Here is a 16695-nt window from a genome sequence, read left to right on the forward strand (position 1 = left end):
GGTAAGGCGTAGCCGCCACCCGGCATTTCTACACTACCGAGCCAGCGCAGCAAACACCTCTGCCACCGCGACCGCCCCCGGATCCATTACTCCATCCAGATTCTCTTTATTCACATACGACGAACGCCCCGCTCCGGCTTTCTGCATTTTCGCGGTCGCTTCGGCACCCTGCCGCGCAGCCTGCGCCGCCGCGTGAAGATCGCCTTTCAGCAACGCCTCCAGCGCGGGCTGCAGCGCGTCGATCAGCGTACGATCGCCAAGATCAGCCCCACCGTACTGCTTCATCTGCGCCAGCCCACTCAGTAGGGCTTCCGGCAACGGCTTCCCGTCATGCAGCTTTTGTCCGGCCGCCGTAAAGAAGATCGACATCAGCACGCCACTCGATCCGCCCATCACCGTGGCCAACCGCTCGCCTACCAGCAACAGCAGCGTTGGGATATCATCCAGAGGCAGTTTGTGCTCCTCAAGGCGCTGCGCAATGTCTCGCGCTCCTTGCGCAAAGGTAGAGCCGGTATCGCCATCCCCCACTTTGGCATCCAGTGCATTGAGCCGATTTTCAAGCTTAATCAGCGTGGTTGTTACCTGGGAGACATACTCGCCCACCTCTGCGTTAGCAGATGGGGTATATTCCACGCGGTCATGCAGCGCGCTATGTTCCTGTACACGCAAGGGGGCAAACGCCACTGGTTTTTGCCAGCCCAGCGTCTCAACCTCTTCATGGAGCGCTTTTTCAAAGAGGTCGTTAAGCTTCAATAACGTCAGGGAAAAGCCCTTCATATCCAGGGCACTCACCAGCGGCGCGGGGCCAATCAGGTACGCGATATGCTCTTTCAGAGCCGAGTGCGCCAGCTCTTTGGTGAGCAGCGCCATCTCCAGCGCCGACACGCCGCCAAGATTGTTAATCAGCACTGCAAAGCGCCCCTCTCCCGCCTGCTCGCGTAACGGTGTTACCAGCGTGTCGATAATGGCTTTGCTGTTTTGCGTATCAACCACCGAAGCTCCCGGCTCCCCGTGAATACCGAGCCCCAGTTCCACATGACCTTGCTTAATTCGCCCTTCTCCATCATCACTGCCTGGCAGGTTACAGGTTTGCATCGCAACGCCCAGGCTCCAGAGATTATCGCAGGCCTGTTGCGCAATATCCCGCACTTCACTCAGTGATTTCCCGTGCTCCGCCGCATAACCTGCAATCTTATGTACCAGCGCCGTACCGGCAATGCCGCGCGGCTGCTTGTTATCCGGCAGCGCGATGTCATCGGCAACAATCACCATCTCCACCTTCAGGCCATAGCGTTTGGCCTTTTCCGCTGCCAGACCGAAGTTCAGGCGGTCGCCGGTATAGTTTTTGACGATCAGCAGACAACCGCGATCGCCCGTTACCGCCACAATGGCGTTCAGTACCGCATCCACGCTCGGCGAAGCAAACAGATCGCCGCACACCGCCGCCGTCAACATGCCTTTGCCGACAAACCCGGCGTGTGCAGGCTCATGACCAGAGCCACCGCCGGAGATCACCGCTACGCGGCTTTTGTCCCAGTCGCCGCGCGCGACGATCCTGATGGCCGGATCGATATCAAGTTTGACGAGATTCGCGTGTGGCGCAGAAAGCAGTATGCCTTCAATGGCATCGTTGACCAGCTGTTTGCGATCGTTAAAGAAGAATCTGGACATAGTTTCCCACTATTTTGTGAACCGTATGCAAAAGCATAGTCCGCGCTGGATAATGCGCCGCAAAGTCAGGAATTTACTCAACCAAATTGCGACCAGGTTGCCTATACTCCACCCAGGACTAAGAGAGGAAGCGCATTATGAGTACACCATTGTTAATTGCCAGGACGCTGGAAAAAGAGCTGTATTTACTGCCCGCGATGGCGAACCGCCACGGTTTGATCACCGGCGCGACCGGGACGGGGAAAACCGTGACTCTGCAAAAGCTGGCGGAGTCGCTTTCGGAGATTGGCGTACCGGTCTTTATGGCTGACGTGAAAGGCGATTTAACCGGTGTCGCTCAGGAAGGGACGGCCTCTGAAAAACTGCTCGAACGGCTGAAGAATATTGGCATCACGGACTGGACGCCGCATAACAATCCGGTGGTGGTGTGGGATATCTTCGGTGAGAAAGGCCACCCGGTGCGCGCGACCGTCTCCGATCTCGGCCCGCTGCTGCTGGCCCGTCTGCTTAACCTCAACGACGTGCAGTCCGGCGTATTGAATATTATCTTCCGTATTGCCGATGACCAGGGGCTACTGCTCCTCGATTTCAAAGATCTGCGCGCCATTACCCAATACATCGGCGATAACGCTAAATCCTTCCAGAACCAGTACGGCAATATCAGCAGCGCCTCGGTGGGCGCCATTCAGCGTGGGTTGCTGACCCTGGAGCAACAGGGGGCCGAACACTTCTTCGGCGAGCCGATGCTGGATATCAAAGACTGGATGCGCACCGACAGCAACGGCAAAGGCATCATCAACATTCTGAGTTCTGAGAAGCTCTATCAGATGCCGAAGCTTTACGCCGCCAGCCTGCTGTGGATGCTCTCTGAGCTCTACGAACAGCTACCCGAAGCCGGTGACCTGGAAAAGCCCAAACTGGTGTTCTTCTTTGACGAAGCACACTTGCTGTTTAACGATGCCCCACAGGTACTACTGGACAAGATTGAACAGGTTATCCGCCTGATCCGTTCCAAAGGTGTTGGCGTCTGGTTTGTTTCGCAAAATCCGTCAGATATTCCGGACAACGTGCTCGGGCAACTTGGTAACCGCGTGCAGCACGCCCTACGCGCCTTTACGCCGAAAGATCAGAAAGCCGTTAAGGCCGCCGCGCAAACCATGCGCGCCAATCCGGCCTTTGATACCGAAGCGGCGATTCAGGCGTTAGGCACCGGTGAAGCGCTGATCTCGTTCCTGGATGCGAAGGGCAGCCCGTCCGTGGTGGAACGCGCCATGGTGATCGCACCCTGCTCGCGCATGGGGCCGGTGACCGACGATGAGCGTAACGGTCTGATTAACCACTCTCCGGTGTACGGGAAATACGAAGACGAGGTGGATCGCGAGTCCGCATTCGAGATGCTGCAAAAAGGGGTCCAGGCGACAACGGAATCGCAGGATGCGCCTGCCGCTAAAGGGCAGTCTGTCGCCGTGGATGACGGTATTCTCGGGGGGCTCAAAGACATCCTGTTCGGCAGCACCGGTCCGCGCGGCGGCAAGCGTGATGGCGTTGTACAAACCATGGCGAAAAGCGCCGCGCGACAGGTCACTAATCAGATAGTGCGCGGCATGCTGGGAAGCCTGCTAGGCGGCCGTCGCCGGTAGACGGGGAACCCACGGGCGGCCAAGCGCCGAACCCTGTACACCGTTCTCCTGTAGATAGCGGTCGATTTCTACCATCCCCGTCCAGCGGTTCTCACACCATAGCGGTGCCAGAAGCGTTGGACGGCGAGCGCTGGCCGAAATACGGTGGTAGACAATTTCCGGCGGTGTGTGGCGAATCATCTCCCCCGCCGTCACCGTATAGTCCTCAAGCTCAATACCGCTTAACCGCCCGGCCTCCCAGGCTTTCGCCATAATGCTGCCCTTCACGATATGCAGCGGGTGCAGCTTGATACCGTCCACGCCGGTCTCAACCACCTTTTCCAGCGTCTCCAGACCGTGCTGTCGCCCTTCCCCCGGTAAACCGACAATCAGGTGCGAACAGACCTTCAGCCCACGCTCACGGGCCAGCCGCGTGGTGCGCTGGTAGCAGGCGAAATCATGGCCGCGATTGATTCGGTGCAGCGTTTTGTCATGTGCGGTCTGCAAGCCCAGCTCCAGCCAGATCTCGTAACCTTGTTCTTTGTACTCGCTGAGCAGCTCCAACACCGCCTCCGGTACGCAGTCCGGGCGCGTGCCCACGCACAGCCCAACGATGTTAGCCTGACTGACGGCCTGCTGATACATAGAGCGCAGTACCTGCACCTCAGCCCACGTGCTGGTATAGGCCTGGAAATAGGCCAAATATTGCTTTGCGCGGTTCACCAGGCTCGCCTGATGGGCAAGCTGTTCAGCGATAGATTTATGCTGCTGGGCTTCGTCAGCAAACGACGCAACGTTACAGAACGTGCAGCCACCACGCCCGATGGTGCCATCGCGATTCGGGCAGCTAAAGCCGCCATGCAGCGTCAGCTTATGAACCTTTCGCCCATAGCGTTGCAAAAGATCCCCACCAAACATATTGACTAATTTCTGTAACTGCATAATCTGATAGACCGTCCCGGAGAAAGGGGACAAGCCTGCCATTTTTAGCCTCTGTCGGCGATGACCTGGATCAATCGCCCTGGACGGCCTTTATCTATATGAATAAATACTCAGGATTACTGCAATTTCATTCACAACTCTCGTGATTACTTTTCCTTATGTTCTGATTGTTTTTTTCATTTATAGCGCCACCACTTAAAAACAGTGGCTTTATGCGGGTTTGCAGCCAATGTCAGATTATTATTCTGCTATAAAACTGCTATTCAGCACGCTACATTGATAATACCGCTTTCATATAGTGAGTCAGATCACACTCCGCTGCGTCCTGTCAGGGCATACAATCAATGTAAAAATAGTTAAATACCCTTTAATTACAATCAGATAAACTCTCTTTAGCACATTTTTGTATAAATAAGATTGCCATTTGACCTGTGTACCAATTCCCGATAAGTTGGAAATCCGCTGGAAGCTTTCTGGATGAGCGGCCTGCTCATCATATTTATGCAGTAATTGAGATTCCCTCTGAAGCAAGTCCTCAAACTTGTTTACCTGCGCGAAAGGATGAAAAGAGGGCGAATGCGAGGTCCGCGTATGAAACGTAAACCCCGTCGCCATGCTCTTTCTGTGCCTGTGCGCCACGGTAAAGTTCAGTGGGAAGCCCGACGAGCCTGGGGAGGTTCACTGATATGTTGTACGATAAATCCCTTGAGAAGGATAACTGTGGTTTCGGCCTGATCGCCCACATAGAAGGCGAACCTAGCCACAAGGTAGTGCGTACTGCCATTCACGCACTGGCCCGTATGCAGCACCGTGGTGCCATCCTTGCTGATGGTAAAACCGGCGACGGTTGCGGTCTGCTGCTGCAAAAACCCGATCGTTTCTTCCGTATCGTTGCGGAAGAACGCGGCTGGCGTTTAGCCAAAAACTACGCTGTCGGTATGCTGTTCCTGAACCAGGATCCTGAAAAAGCTGCCGCCTCACGCCGCATCGTCGAAGAAGAACTTCAACGTGAAACCCTGTCGATTGTCGGCTGGCGCAATGTGCCAACCAACGAAGGGGTGCTCGGTGAAATCGCCCTCTCCTCGCTGCCTCGTATTGAACAGATTTTTGTTAACGCGCCTGCGGGCTGGCGTCCACGCGATATGGAACGCCGTCTGTTCATTGCCCGTCGCCGCATTGAAAAGCGTCTCCAGGACGATAAAGAGTTCTACGTCTGTAGCCTCTCGAACCTGGTGAACATCTATAAAGGTCTGTGTATGCCGGCTGACCTGCCGCGCTTCTACCTGGACCTGGCGGATCTGCGTCTGGAATCGGCCATTTGCCTGTTCCACCAGCGCTTCTCCACCAACACCGTTCCACGCTGGCCGCTGGCTCAGCCGTTCCGCTATCTGGCGCACAACGGCGAGATCAACACCATCACCGGTAACCGCCAGTGGGCCCGCGCCCGTACCTATAAGTTCCAGACGCCACTGATCCCTGACCTGCACGATGCCGCACCGTTCGTAAACGAAACCGGCTCGGACTCCAGCTCCATGGATAACATGCTGGAACTGCTGCTGGCGGGCGGGATGGACATCGTTCGCGCCATGCGTCTGCTCGTGCCGCCTGCCTGGCAGAACAACCCGGATATGGATCCGGAGCTGCGCGCGTTCTTCGACTTTAACTCCATGCATATGGAGCCGTGGGATGGTCCGGCGGGCATCGTTATGTCAGACGGCCGTTTTGCTGCCTGTAACCTGGACCGTAACGGCCTGCGTCCTGCGCGCTACGTCATCACCAAAGACAAGCTCATCACCTGCGCCTCTGAAGTCGGTATCTGGGATTACCAGCCTGACGAAGTGGTCGAGAAGGGCCGCGTCGGCCCGGGTGAGCTGATGGTTATCGACACCCGCGGTGGGCGTATCCTGCACTCCGCTGAAACCGATAACGACCTGAAAAGCCGCCATCCATACAAAGAGTGGATGGAGAAAAACGTGCGTCGTCTGGTGCCGTTTGAAGATCTGCCAGACGAAGAAGTAGGCAACCGCGAGATGGACGACGACACCCTCGCAAGCTTCCAGAAACAGTTTAACTACAGCGCTGAAGAGCTGGATTCCGTCATCCGCGTACTCGGTGAAAACGGCCAGGAAGCCGTGGGCTCCATGGGGGACGATACCCCGTTTGCCGTGCTCTCCAGCCAGCCACGCATCATTTACGACTACTTCCGTCAGCAGTTTGCGCAGGTCACCAACCCGCCAATCGACCCGCTGCGTGAAGCCCACGTGATGTCGCTGGCGACCAGCATCGGCCGCGAGATGAACGTCTTCTGCGAGGCCGAAGGCCAGGCGCACCGCCTGACCTTTAAATCGCCGATCCTGCTGTACTCCGATTTCAAACAGCTCACCACCATGAAAGAGGAGCACTACCGCGCTGACACGCTCGATATCACCTTCGACGTGGCCGAAGCGAGCCTTGAAGAGACCGTGAATGCCCTGTGTGACAAAGCCGAACAGATGGTGCGTAACGGTACCGTTCTGCTGGTGCTGTCTGACCGAAATATCGCGAAGAATCGCCTGCCGGTGCCTGCACCAATGGCAGTCGGTGCTATCCAGACCCGTCTGGTAGAGAAGAGCCTGCGCTGCGACGCCAACATCATTGTTGAAACCGCAAGTGCACGTGACCCGCACCACTTTGCCGTGCTGTTAGGCTTTGGTGCGACGGCGATTTATCCATACCTGGCCTACGAAACACTGGCTCGTCTGGTCGATACCCGCGCGATCGACAAAGACTACCGTGCAGTGATGCTGAACTACCGTAACGGCATCAACAAAGGTCTGTACAAGATCATGTCCAAAATGGGCATCTCGACCATTGCCTCCTACCGCTGCTCGAAGCTGTTTGAAGCGGTCGGCCTGCATGACGAGGTCGCCAACCTCTGCTTCCAGGGCGTGGTCAGCCGCATCGGCGGTGCCGGTTTTGCTGACTTCCAGCAGGATCTGGTAAACCTGTCGAAACGCGCCTGGCTGGCACGTAAGCCATTGGATCAAGGCGGTCTGCTGAAATACGTTCACGGTGGCGAATACCACGCCTATAACCCGGACGTGGTGCGCACGCTGCAGCAGGCGGTTCAGAGCGGCGAATACAGTGATTATCAGCAATATGCTGAGCTGGTAAACAGCCGTCCGGCAGCGACGCTGCGCGATCTGCTGGCACTGAATCCAGGGGATGATGCAGTCAGTATTGATGACGTTGAGCCAGCCACTGAGCTGTTCAAACGCTTTGATACTGCAGCAATGTCTATCGGTGCTCTCAGTCCGGAAGCCCATGAAGCGCTGGCTGAAGCCATGAACAGCATCGGCGGAAACTCGAACTCCGGCGAAGGCGGCGAAGATCCTGCCCGTTACGGCACCAACAAAGTGTCCCGTATCAAGCAGGTGGCATCCGGTCGCTTTGGCGTCACGCCAGCGTACCTGGTCAACGCCGACGTTATCCAGATTAAAGTCGCTCAGGGTGCAAAACCGGGCGAAGGCGGTCAGTTACCGGGTGATAAAGTCACGCCGTATATCGCCAAACTGCGCTACTCCGTACCGGGCGTGACGTTGATCTCTCCGCCACCACACCACGATATCTACTCTATCGAGGATTTGGCGCAGCTGATTTTCGACCTGAAACAGGTCAACCCGAAAGCGATGATCTCCGTGAAGCTGGTTTCTGAGCCGGGCGTCGGTACCATCGCAACGGGCGTAGCAAAAGCCTATGCGGATCTCATCACCATCGCCGGTTATGACGGTGGTACCGGTGCAAGCCCACTCTCCTCCGTGAAATATGCGGGTTGTCCATGGGAGCTGGGGCTGGTGGAAACTCAGCAAGCGCTGGTGGCTAACGGTCTGCGTCACAAGATCCGTCTGCAGGTAGATGGCGGTCTGAAAACCGGCCTCGACATCATCAAGGCGGCGATTCTGGGTGCGGAAAGTTTCGGCTTTGGCACCGGTCCAATGGTTGCACTCGGCTGTAAATACCTGCGTATTTGCCACCTGAACAACTGCGCAACCGGCGTTGCAACCCAGGACGAGAAACTGCGTAAGAACCACTATCACGGTCTGCCGTTCAAAGTGACCAACTACTTTGAGTTCATCGCCCGCGAAACCCGCGAGCTGATGGCACAGCTGGGCGTGAAGCGTCTGGTAGACCTGATCGGCCGTACCGACCTGCTGAAAGAGCTGGAAGGCTTCACCGCCAAGCAGCAGAAGCTGGAGTTGAGCAAGCTGCTGGAAACCGCGCAGCCGCATCCTGGCAAAGCGGTCTACTGCACCGAGAACAACCCGCCGTTTGATAACGGCGTGCTGAACGCGCAACTGCTGCAGCAGGCGAAACCGTATGTTGACGACAAGCAGAGCAAAACGTTCTGGTTTGATATTCGCAACACCGACCGTTCCGTGGGTGCCTCCCTCTCCGGTTACATCGCGCAGACGCACGGTGACCAGGGGCTGGCTGCTGATCCGATTACCGCGCACTTCAGCGGTACTGCGGGCCAGAGCTTCGGCGTGTGGAACGCAGGCGGCGTTGAGCTGTATCTGACCGGCGATGCCAACGACTACGTCGGTAAAGGCATGGCGGGTGGTCTGCTGGCGGTGCGTCCGCCTGTCGGTTCAGCTTTCCGCAGCCACGAAGCCAGCATCATCGGAAACACCTGTCTGTACGGCGCGACCGGCGGTCGTCTGTTTGCAGCGGGCCGTGCGGGCGAGCGTTTTGCGGTGCGTAACTCCGGTGCAATCACCGTGGTGGAAGGCATTGGCGATAACGGCTGTGAATACATGACGGGCGGGATTGTTTGCGTTCTGGGTAAAACCGGCGTGAACTTCGGCGCAGGCATGACAGGTGGTTTTGCGTACGTCCTGGATGAAGACGGTGAGTTCCGCAAACGCGTGAACCCGGAGCTGGTGGAAGTGCTGGACGTTGACACGCTGGCTATCCACGAAGAACACCTGCGCGGTCTGATTACCGAACACGTGCAGCATACCGGTTCTTCGCGCGGCGAAGAGATCCTGGCGAACTGGCCGGCGTTCTCTGCGAAATTCGCGCTGGTTAAACCGAAGTCCAGCGATGTTAAAGCACTGTTGGGTCACCGTAGTCGTAGCTCAGCAGAGCTGCGTGTGCAGGCGCAGTAAGGAATTCAGATGAGTCAGAACGTATACCAGTTTATCGACCTGCAGCGTGTTGATCCGCCAAAGAAACCGCTGAAAATCCGTAAAATTGAATTTGTCGAAATCTATGAGCCGTTTTCAGAAGGCCAGGCCAAAGCACAGGCAGACCGCTGCCTGTCCTGCGGTAACCCTTACTGCGAATGGAAATGTCCGGTACATAACTACATCCCGAACTGGCTGAAGCTGGCCAACGAGGGGCGTATCTTTGAAGCCGCCGAGCTGTCTCACCAGACTAACACCCTGCCGGAAGTGTGCGGCCGCGTGTGTCCTCAGGACCGTCTGTGTGAAGGCTCCTGTACGCTGAACGACGAGTTTGGCGCAGTGACCATCGGTAACATTGAGCGTTATATCAACGATAAAGCGTTTGAGATGGGCTGGCGTCCGGATATGACCGGCGTGAAGCAAACCGACAAGCGCGTGGCAATCATCGGCGCGGGCCCGGCGGGCCTGGCCTGTGCGGACGTGCTGACCCGCAACGGCGTGAAGGCGGTAGTCTTTGACCGTCATCCGGAGATCGGCGGTCTGCTGACCTTCGGTATCCCGGCCTTCAAGCTGGAAAAAGAGGTCATGACCCGTCGTCGTGAAATCTTTACCGGCATGGGTATCGAGTTCAAACTGAATGTGGAAGTAGGCCGCGATGTGCAGCTCGACGATCTGCTGAAAGATTACGATGCCGTATTCCTGGGCGTGGGCACCTATCAGTCCATGCGCGGTGGTCTGGAGAACGAAGACGCGCCGGGCGTTTACGACGCTCTGCCGTTCCTGATTGCTAACACCAAGCAGATCATGGGCTACGGCGAAACCGCCGATGAGCCGTTCGTCAGCATGGAAGGCAAACGCGTTGTCGTACTGGGCGGTGGTGATACGGCGATGGACTGCGTGCGTACCTCTATTCGTCAGAATGCCGCGCACGTGATCTGCGCCTACCGTCGTGACGAAGAGAACATGCCGGGCTCTAAACGCGAAGTGAAAAACGCGCGTGAAGAGGGCGTGGAGTTCCAGTTCAACATCCAGCCTCTGGGTATCGAAGTGAATGCCAACGGTAAAGTGAGCGGCGTGAAGATGGCGCGTACTGAGATGGGTGCGCCGGATGCGAAAGGCCGTCGTCGCGCCGAGATCGTAGCCGGTTCTGAGCATGTGATCCCGGCCGATGCCGTCGTGATGGCGTTCGGTTTCCGCCCTCACAGCATGGAGTGGCTGGCGAAGCACAGCGTGGAGCTGGACTCTCAGGGCCGCGTCATTGCACCTGAAGGCAGCGACAATGCTTTCCAGACCAGCAATCCGAAAATCTTCGCCGGTGGCGATATCGTTCGCGGTTCTGACCTGGTGGTCACCGCGATTGCCGAGGGTCGTAAGGCGGCAGACGGTATACTGAACTACCTGGAAGTGTAAAAAAACAGGCCCGATTGGGCCTGTTTTTTTATTTGACGACGCGAAGAGCCGGACGACCACCGCGCGGAGGCGGATCGTCATCAGGATCATTGTCGTCATGATGATCGGGTTTATCGCCATCAATAAGCGACATCACCGTGTCGCTTTCGCGCTCATCGGATGCGTTGTCATCATTCAGGCTGGCAACATCCTCGTCGTATGCTGCTTCCGGCTCAAACATCGTGCCTGCGCCGTTTTCACGCGCGTAGATCGCCAGTACCGCAGCCAGAGGAACGGACACCTGACGCGGCACACCGCCAAAGCGCGCATTAAAGCGCACTTCGTCGTTGGCCAGTTCCAGGTTGCCCACCGCGCGCGGCGCGATGTTCAGCACGATCTGTCCGTCACGCGCATATTCCATAGGAACCAGCACGCCCGGCAACGTCACATCCACAACCAGGTGCGGCGTGAGCTGGTTATCCAGCAGCCATTCATAGAAGGCGCGCAGCAGATACGGACGGCGTGGGGTAAGTTGTGACATTTCCACAGTCATTAGCCTCGGCCAAGACGCATTTCACGTTCAGGTTCAGTTAACGATGCCAGGAATGAATCACGTTCAAATACGCGAGTCATGTAACCCTTCAGCTCTTTCGCACCCGGACCGCTGAACTCTACGCCCAGAGTCGGCAGACGCCACAGCAGCGGTGCCAGATAGCAATCCACCAGGCTGAACTCATCGCTCAGGAAGAATGGCTTCTGACCAAACACAGGGGCAATTGCCAGCAGCTCTTCACGCAGTTGCTTACGTGCTGCGTCGGCTTCAGAAGAGGAACCGCTAACGATAACGTTCATCAGCGAGTACCAGTCTTTCTCGATACGCTGCATGTACAGGCGGCTTTCACCACGCGCGACAGGGTAAACCGGCATCAACGGCGGATGTGGGAAACGCTCATCCAGATATTCCATAATGATACGGGATTCCCACAGGGTCAGCTCGCGATCCACCAGCGTCGGTACGCTTTGGCTCGGGTTGAGATCGATCAGATCCTGAGGTGGGTTATCCTTTTCCACATGCTCGATCTCAAAACTGACACCCTTCTCGGCCAGCACGATACGAACCTGATGGCTATAAATGTCAGTAGGACCAGAAAACAGCGTCATTACCGAACGTTTGTTGGCAGCGACAGCCATGAAAACCTCCAGGTATATTCAGAATTTTTACTGCTACCGGCCCAACAGGGGCCAGCCAGATGTTGTATCGCCCATCCCAGAGAAAACACATTGTTCAAGAATCGAACAAAAATCGAGTATTCACCGATATTTGGGCAGAAAATTGGATGATAGTTTACCAGATTTTGATGGCTTTGTGGTGAGGGGATTCTGGAAATGTGGAAAAAGAGGAGATATATGAATTTATATTGTGGATAACCTGCACATTATCCATAAAAAAACCCGCCGAAGCGGGTTTTTCGCCAATCGTTCTGCGTAAGCAGAAAATGATTAACGTTTGGAGAACTGTGGACGACGACGTGCTTTACGCAGACCCACTTTCTTACGTTCAACCTGACGAGCGTCACGAGTAACGAAGCCAGCTTTACGCAGTTCAGAACGCAGGGATTCGTCGTACTCCATCAGAGCGCGGGTGATACCGTGACGGATCGCACCTGCCTGACCGGAGATACCACCACCTTTAACGGTGATGTACAGATCCAGTTTTTCTACCATGTCAACCAGTTCCAGCGGCTGGCGAACTACCATGCGGGCAGTTTCGCGACCGAAGTATTGTTCCAGAGAACGCTGGTTGATTACGATTTTACCACTGCCCGGTTTGATGAAAACGCGAGCTGCGGAACTTTTGCGGCGACCAGTGCCGTAGTATTGATTTTCAGCCATTGCCTATAATCCCGATTAGATGTCAAGAACTTGCGGTTGCTGTGCCGCGTGGTTGTGCTCGTTACCTGCGTAAACTTTCAGTTTACGGAACATAGCACGACCCAGCGGGCCTTTTGGCAGCATGCCTTTAACCGCGATTTCAATCACACGCTCAGGACGGCGAGCAATCATCTCTTCAAAGGTCGCTTCTTTGATACCACCGATGTGGCCGGTGTGGTGGTAGTACATTTTGTCAGTACGCTTGTTGCCGGTTACAGCAACTTTATCAGCGTTCAGAACGATGATGTAATCACCGGTATCAACGTGCGGAGTGTATTCCGCTTTATGCTTACCGCGCAGGCGACGAGCCAGTTCAGTAGCCAGACGGCCCAGAGTTTTACCGGTCGCGTCAACAACATACCAGTCGCGCTGTACGGTTTCTGGTTTAGCTGTAAAAGTTTTCATTAAAAGCTTACCCAAATAATAAGTTACACGTTGGTGAACACCCAAACGTTTAGTCAGTTGAGGTTCACACGACAAAGTCCGGCAAACCTACCCCTTCGAATAGCACATGCCGACACATAGAAAGTTTCGGGAAAAAAACCTTCTCGTAACGTGGGGTCGCAAGATTATAGAGAAGTTGAGGTCAAAGATCGACCCTTAAATGTGATTTGGAATGGGTTTTTCGGGGGGAGGTATTGCGCGGTCTGGTGCCCTCCCCCAGTTCCTCTCCCACAGGGAGAGGCTGGCATTTATGGCATATGCTCAAGCTTGAGGTATTCCTCGCTCTGCATCTCCTGCAGACGCGAGAGGCAACGCTGGAACTCGAACTTCAGCCGCTCTCCCTGGTAGATCTCATATAAAGGTACCTCAGCGCTAATCACCAGCTTGACGTGCCGCTCATAAAATTCATCCACCAGCGCAATGAAGCGTCGTGCTTCGCTCTCCATCAGCCGCGTCATGACCGGAACGTCCAGCACCATCACGGTATGGAACAGGCGTGAAAGCGCAATATAGTCGTGCTGGCTGCGGGCATCCACACAAAGTGTTGTGAAGGAGACGGCCAGCGTTTGATTCTCTACGCCAAGCGTGGGCAACGGGCGGTGGTTAATCTCAAGCTCCGGAGCGTTTTCACGTTTTGCCCCCGCCAGCGCCAGCCAGAGTTTATCCATTTGATGGGTTGTCTCGGCGTTCAGCGGTGAGAGCCACAGGTGCGCCTGGGTCAACGTACGCAGCCGGTAATCCACCCCGGCATCCACATTCATAATGTCACAATACTGCTTGATGGCGTCGATGGCAGGCAGGAAACGTGCGCGCTGCAGACCGTTGCGGTACAGCTCGTCCGGCGGGATGTTCGATGTGGCAACCAGCGTAATCCCGCGTGCAAACAGCGCTTTCATCAGGCCGCCCAGCAGCATGGCATCGGTGATGTCAGAAACAAAAAATTCGTCAAAGCAAAGCACGTCCGTTTCCGCCTTAAACCTGTCGGCCACAATCTCAAGCGGATCGCTTTTGCCCTGCAGTGCAGTTAGCTCTTCATGAACCCGCAGCATAAAACGATGGAAATGCAGACGCTGCTTACGTTCGCCCGGCAGACTCAGATAAAACAGATCCATCAGCCAGGTTTTTCCGCGCCCTACGCCGCCCCACATATATAAGCCGCGTACAGGAGCATGAGCCTGTGGTGCTTTTTTACCGAGCAACCGCCCAAATGCCGCCTTTAGCCCACCATTCTGTTCGACTTCAGCGGGTTTTGCCGTGAGTTCCTGATAAATCATCTCCAGACGGCTTACCGCCTCACGTTGAACGTCATCAGCTTGATGAGTGCCGTCGTTAAGGGCCAGTTGATAACGCGATGCAGGGGACAGGTTTTGCATAATCTTATTGTTATTCCTTCAATTAAACCTCACCAGCAGCCGTGACTGATGAAAAAAAGGCCGTTCTACACTACGCGATGATACGTCAGGATTCCACTTCTACAGAAATAGCGGTTATAGTGGCATTATCAGGCACAGGCAGGAGCCGAGCCAACACCCTACGGAACAACAAGACAACGGGAGAAGTTCATGACCTGGGAATATGCGCTAATCGGTTTAGTCGTCGGCATCGTCATCGGTGCTGTGGCCATGCGTTTCGGTAATCGCAAATTGCGTCAGCAGCAGTCACTGCAGTACGAACTGGAAAAGAACAAAGCGGAACTGGAAGAGTATCGTGAAGAGCTGGTCAGCCACTTTGCCCGTAGCGCCGAGCTGCTGGACAACATGGCGACCGACTATCGTCAGCTGTATCAACATATGGCAAAAAGCTCCAGCAGCCTGCTGCCGGAAATGACCGCGGAAACCAATCCGTTCCGCAACCGTCTGGCAGACTCTGAAGCCGGTAACGATCAGGCGCCCGTCCAGATGCCTCGTGACTATTCAGATGGCGCGTCAGGCCTGCTGCGTGGCGGTGTAAAACGCGATTAATCGCACAACCTGAATTTATTTTACGGGCGCAGCGATTGCGCCCGTCCTTTCTTCATGACCCCAGCTATCATTTAGTTAAGCACCTCATTGTTCAGCGGTTTAAAATTCAATAACATCAACGTGTTTTTGGGGCCGTTTTTCCTTTATTCCAGGTTACGAGAGTCAACATCGATGAAGAAAAAAAACCAGCTGTTGAGCGCTATCGCGTTAAGTGTCGGGTTATCTCTCTCGGCGTCCTTCCCTGCCCTTGCCGCCATCCCCTCTCAGGTGCCCGGTCAGGCAGCCATTCCAAGCCTCGCACCGATGCTGGAAAAAGTGTTGCCTGCGGTCGTCAGCGTACAGGTTGAGGGTACGGCTGTACAAAGCCAACGCGTACCGGAAGAACTGAAAAAATATTTTGGCGATGAAGCTCCCGACCAGCAGGCTCAGCCTTTTGAAGGTCTGGGTTCAGGCGTCATTATTGATGCGGCCAAAGGCTATATTCTGACCAACAACCATGTCATCAGCCAGGCCGATAAAATCAGCGTACAGCTTAATGATGGACGTGAATTTGATGCCAAACTGATTGGCGGCGATGACCAGAGCGATATCGCGCTGTTGCAGGTGCTGAACCCGAGCAACCTGACTCAGATTACCATTGCGGACTCCGACAAACTGCGTGTCGGTGATTTTGCCGTTGCCGTGGGTAACCCCTTTGGTTTAGGGCAGACCGCCACCTCCGGGATCGTCTCGGCGCTGGGACGTAGCGGCCTGAATCTGGAGGGGCTGGAAAACTTTATTCAGACGGATGCCTCCATCAACCGTGGGAACTCCGGCGGGGCATTGCTCAACCTGAATGGCGAGCTGATTGGGATTAACACGGCTATTCTGGCCCCTGGCGGCGGCAGCATTGGAATTGGTTTTGCCATCCCCAGTAACATGGCCAAAACGCTTGCCCAGCAGCTGATCCAGTTCGGTGAAATCAAGCGCGGGCTGTTGGGGATCAAGGGAATGGAGATGAGCGCGGATATCGCCAAAGCGTTCAACATCAACGTGCAGCGGGGCGCATTTGTGAGTGAAGTCCTGCCAAACTCCGGTTCGGCAAAAGCCGGCGTGAAATCGGGCGATGTGATCGTCAGCCTGAATGACAAGCCGTTGAGCAGCTTCGCAGAGCTACGTTCACGCATTGCCACGACAGAACCTGGCGCCAAAGTGAAGCTGGGCCTGATTCGTGACGGCAAGCCACTGGACGTTGAAGTCACGCTGGATAAGAGTACCTCGTCATCTGCCAGTGCGGAGCTTATCGCCCCAGCGCTGCAAGGGGCAACGTTAAGCGATGGGCAGTTGAAAGACGGAACGAAGGGCATTAGCATCGACACCGTTGAGAAGAGCAGCCCTGCCGCGCAAGCAGGATTACATCAGGATGATGTCATCATTGGCGTAAACCGTAATCGCGTGCAATCCATTGCCGAGCTGCGCAAGGTGCTGGAAAGTAAACCGGCGGTTATTGCCCTGCAGGTTATGCGTGGCAATGAATCTATCTATATTCTGTTGCGCTAAGCATTTGCGATGCCGGACATCACCGCTGCGTGT

The 16695-nt window shown here is 55.5% G+C and carries 12 protein-coding genes; 5 read left to right on the plus strand and 7 right to left on the minus strand.

Features of this window, described 5'->3' with window-relative positions:
* Nucleotides 1-33 precede the first annotated feature (33 nt).
* Entirely contained in the window at nt 34-1671 is a 1638-nt protein-coding gene (locus LCD46_20275) for a dihydroxyacetone kinase subunit DhaK (protein UOY70338.1), read from the minus strand.
* 137 nt (nt 1672-1808) lie between these two features.
* Here LCD46_20275 and LCD46_20280 point away from each other — a divergent pair, with 137 nt between their 5' ends.
* Nucleotides 1809-3311 carry a DUF853 domain-containing protein gene (locus LCD46_20280; GenBank protein UOY70339.1) on the plus strand — a complete coding sequence of 501 codons (1503 nt, stop codon included), beginning with the start codon at nt 1809-1811 and terminating at the stop codon, nt 3309-3311.
* On the opposite strand, the gene LCD46_20285 is transcribed toward LCD46_20280, so the two are convergent.
* Nucleotides 3291-4232: a TIGR01212 family radical SAM protein gene (locus LCD46_20285; protein UOY73015.1), complete on the minus strand. Its 942-nt coding sequence runs from the start codon at nt 4230-4232 to the stop codon at nt 3291-3293. The genes LCD46_20280 and LCD46_20285 overlap by 21 nt on opposite strands.
* Nucleotides 4233-4918: 686 nt before the next feature.
* On the opposite strand from LCD46_20285, the gene gltB reads away from it, so the two are divergent.
* Together gltB and gltD are read left to right on the plus strand one after the other, a co-directional pair.
* The gene (gene gltB, locus LCD46_20290; protein UOY70340.1) at nt 4919-9379 is read left to right on the plus strand and encodes a glutamate synthase large subunit; all 4461 of its coding nucleotides are present in this window, start codon (nt 4919-4921) and stop codon (nt 9377-9379) included.
* A 9-nt stretch (nt 9380-9388) separates the two neighbouring features.
* Entirely contained in the window at nt 9389-10807 is a 1419-nt protein-coding gene (gene gltD, locus LCD46_20295) for a glutamate synthase subunit GltD (protein UOY70341.1), read from the plus strand.
* A gap of 28 nt (nt 10808-10835) precedes the next feature.
* Here the strand turns inward: gltD and sspB are convergent, their stop codons facing one another.
* The 5 genes from sspB to LCD46_20320 all read right to left on the minus strand — a co-directional run bounded on the left by sspB (nt 10836) and on the right by LCD46_20320 (nt 14535).
* Nucleotides 10836-11333, minus strand: a complete 498-nt coding sequence (sspB, locus tag LCD46_20300) for a ClpXP protease specificity-enhancing factor (protein UOY70342.1) — start codon at nt 11331-11333, stop codon at nt 10836-10838.
* A 5-nt stretch (nt 11334-11338) separates the two neighbouring features.
* The gene (sspA, locus tag LCD46_20305) at nt 11339-11977 is read right to left on the minus strand and encodes a stringent starvation protein A (GenBank protein UOY70343.1); all 639 of its coding nucleotides are present in this window, start codon (nt 11975-11977) and stop codon (nt 11339-11341) included.
* Nucleotides 11978-12286: 309 nt separating this feature from the next.
* Complete coding sequence (rpsI, locus tag LCD46_20310) at nt 12287-12679, minus strand: 30S ribosomal protein S9 (protein ID UOY70344.1); 393 nt, start codon at nt 12677-12679, stop codon at nt 12287-12289.
* 15 nt (nt 12680-12694) lie between these two features.
* Nucleotides 12695-13123: a 50S ribosomal protein L13 gene (gene rplM, locus LCD46_20315; GenBank protein ID UOY70345.1), complete on the minus strand. Its 429-nt coding sequence runs from the start codon at nt 13121-13123 to the stop codon at nt 12695-12697.
* A 287-nt stretch (nt 13124-13410) separates the two neighbouring features.
* Complete coding sequence (locus LCD46_20320) at nt 13411-14535, minus strand: cell division protein ZapE (GenBank protein UOY70346.1); 1125 nt, start codon at nt 14533-14535, stop codon at nt 13411-13413.
* A gap of 189 nt (nt 14536-14724) precedes the next feature.
* On the opposite strand from LCD46_20320, the gene LCD46_20325 reads away from it, so the two are divergent.
* Together LCD46_20325 and degQ are read left to right on the plus strand one after the other, a co-directional pair.
* Nucleotides 14725-15123 carry a DUF1043 family protein gene (locus LCD46_20325; protein UOY70347.1) on the plus strand — a complete coding sequence of 133 codons (399 nt, stop codon included), beginning with the start codon at nt 14725-14727 and terminating at the stop codon, nt 15121-15123.
* A gap of 171 nt (nt 15124-15294) precedes the next feature.
* Nucleotides 15295-16662, plus strand: a complete 1368-nt coding sequence (gene degQ, locus LCD46_20330) for a serine endoprotease DegQ (GenBank protein ID UOY70348.1) — start codon at nt 15295-15297, stop codon at nt 16660-16662.
* Nucleotides 16663-16695 lie beyond the last annotated feature (33 nt).

The organism is Enterobacter ludwigii (assembly GCA_023023105.1).
GTDB classification, from domain to species: Bacteria; Pseudomonadota; Gammaproteobacteria; order Enterobacterales; family Enterobacteriaceae; genus Enterobacter; species Enterobacter adelaidei.

Excerpts from the sequence above, each read along its gene's own strand:
- LCD46_20275 (UOY70338.1), bottom strand. The coding sequence starts at position 1,671 with ATGTCCAGATTCTTCTTTAACGATCGCAAACAGCTGGTCAACGATGCC.
- LCD46_20280 (UOY70339.1), top strand. The coding sequence starts at position 1,809 with ATGAGTACACCATTGTTAATTGCCAGGACGCTGGAAAAAGAGCTGTAT.
- LCD46_20285 (UOY73015.1), bottom strand. The coding sequence starts at position 4,232 with ATGCAGTTACAGAAATTAGTCAATATGTTTGGTGGGGATCTTTTGCAA.
- gltB (UOY70340.1), top strand. The coding sequence starts at position 4,919 with ATGTTGTACGATAAATCCCTTGAGAAGGATAACTGTGGTTTCGGCCTG.
- gltD (UOY70341.1), top strand. The coding sequence starts at position 9,389 with ATGAGTCAGAACGTATACCAGTTTATCGACCTGCAGCGTGTTGATCCG.
- sspA (UOY70343.1), bottom strand. The coding sequence starts at position 11,977 with ATGGCTGTCGCTGCCAACAAACGTTCGGTAATGACGCTGTTTTCTGGT.
- rpsI (UOY70344.1), bottom strand. The coding sequence starts at position 12,679 with ATGGCTGAAAATCAATACTACGGCACTGGTCGCCGCAAAAGTTCCGCA.
- rplM (UOY70345.1), bottom strand. The coding sequence starts at position 13,123 with ATGAAAACTTTTACAGCTAAACCAGAAACCGTACAGCGCGACTGGTAT.
- LCD46_20320 (UOY70346.1), bottom strand. The coding sequence starts at position 14,535 with ATGCAAAACCTGTCCCCTGCATCGCGTTATCAACTGGCCCTTAACGAC.
- LCD46_20325 (UOY70347.1), top strand. The coding sequence starts at position 14,725 with ATGACCTGGGAATATGCGCTAATCGGTTTAGTCGTCGGCATCGTCATC.
- degQ (UOY70348.1), top strand. The coding sequence starts at position 15,295 with ATGAAGAAAAAAAACCAGCTGTTGAGCGCTATCGCGTTAAGTGTCGGG.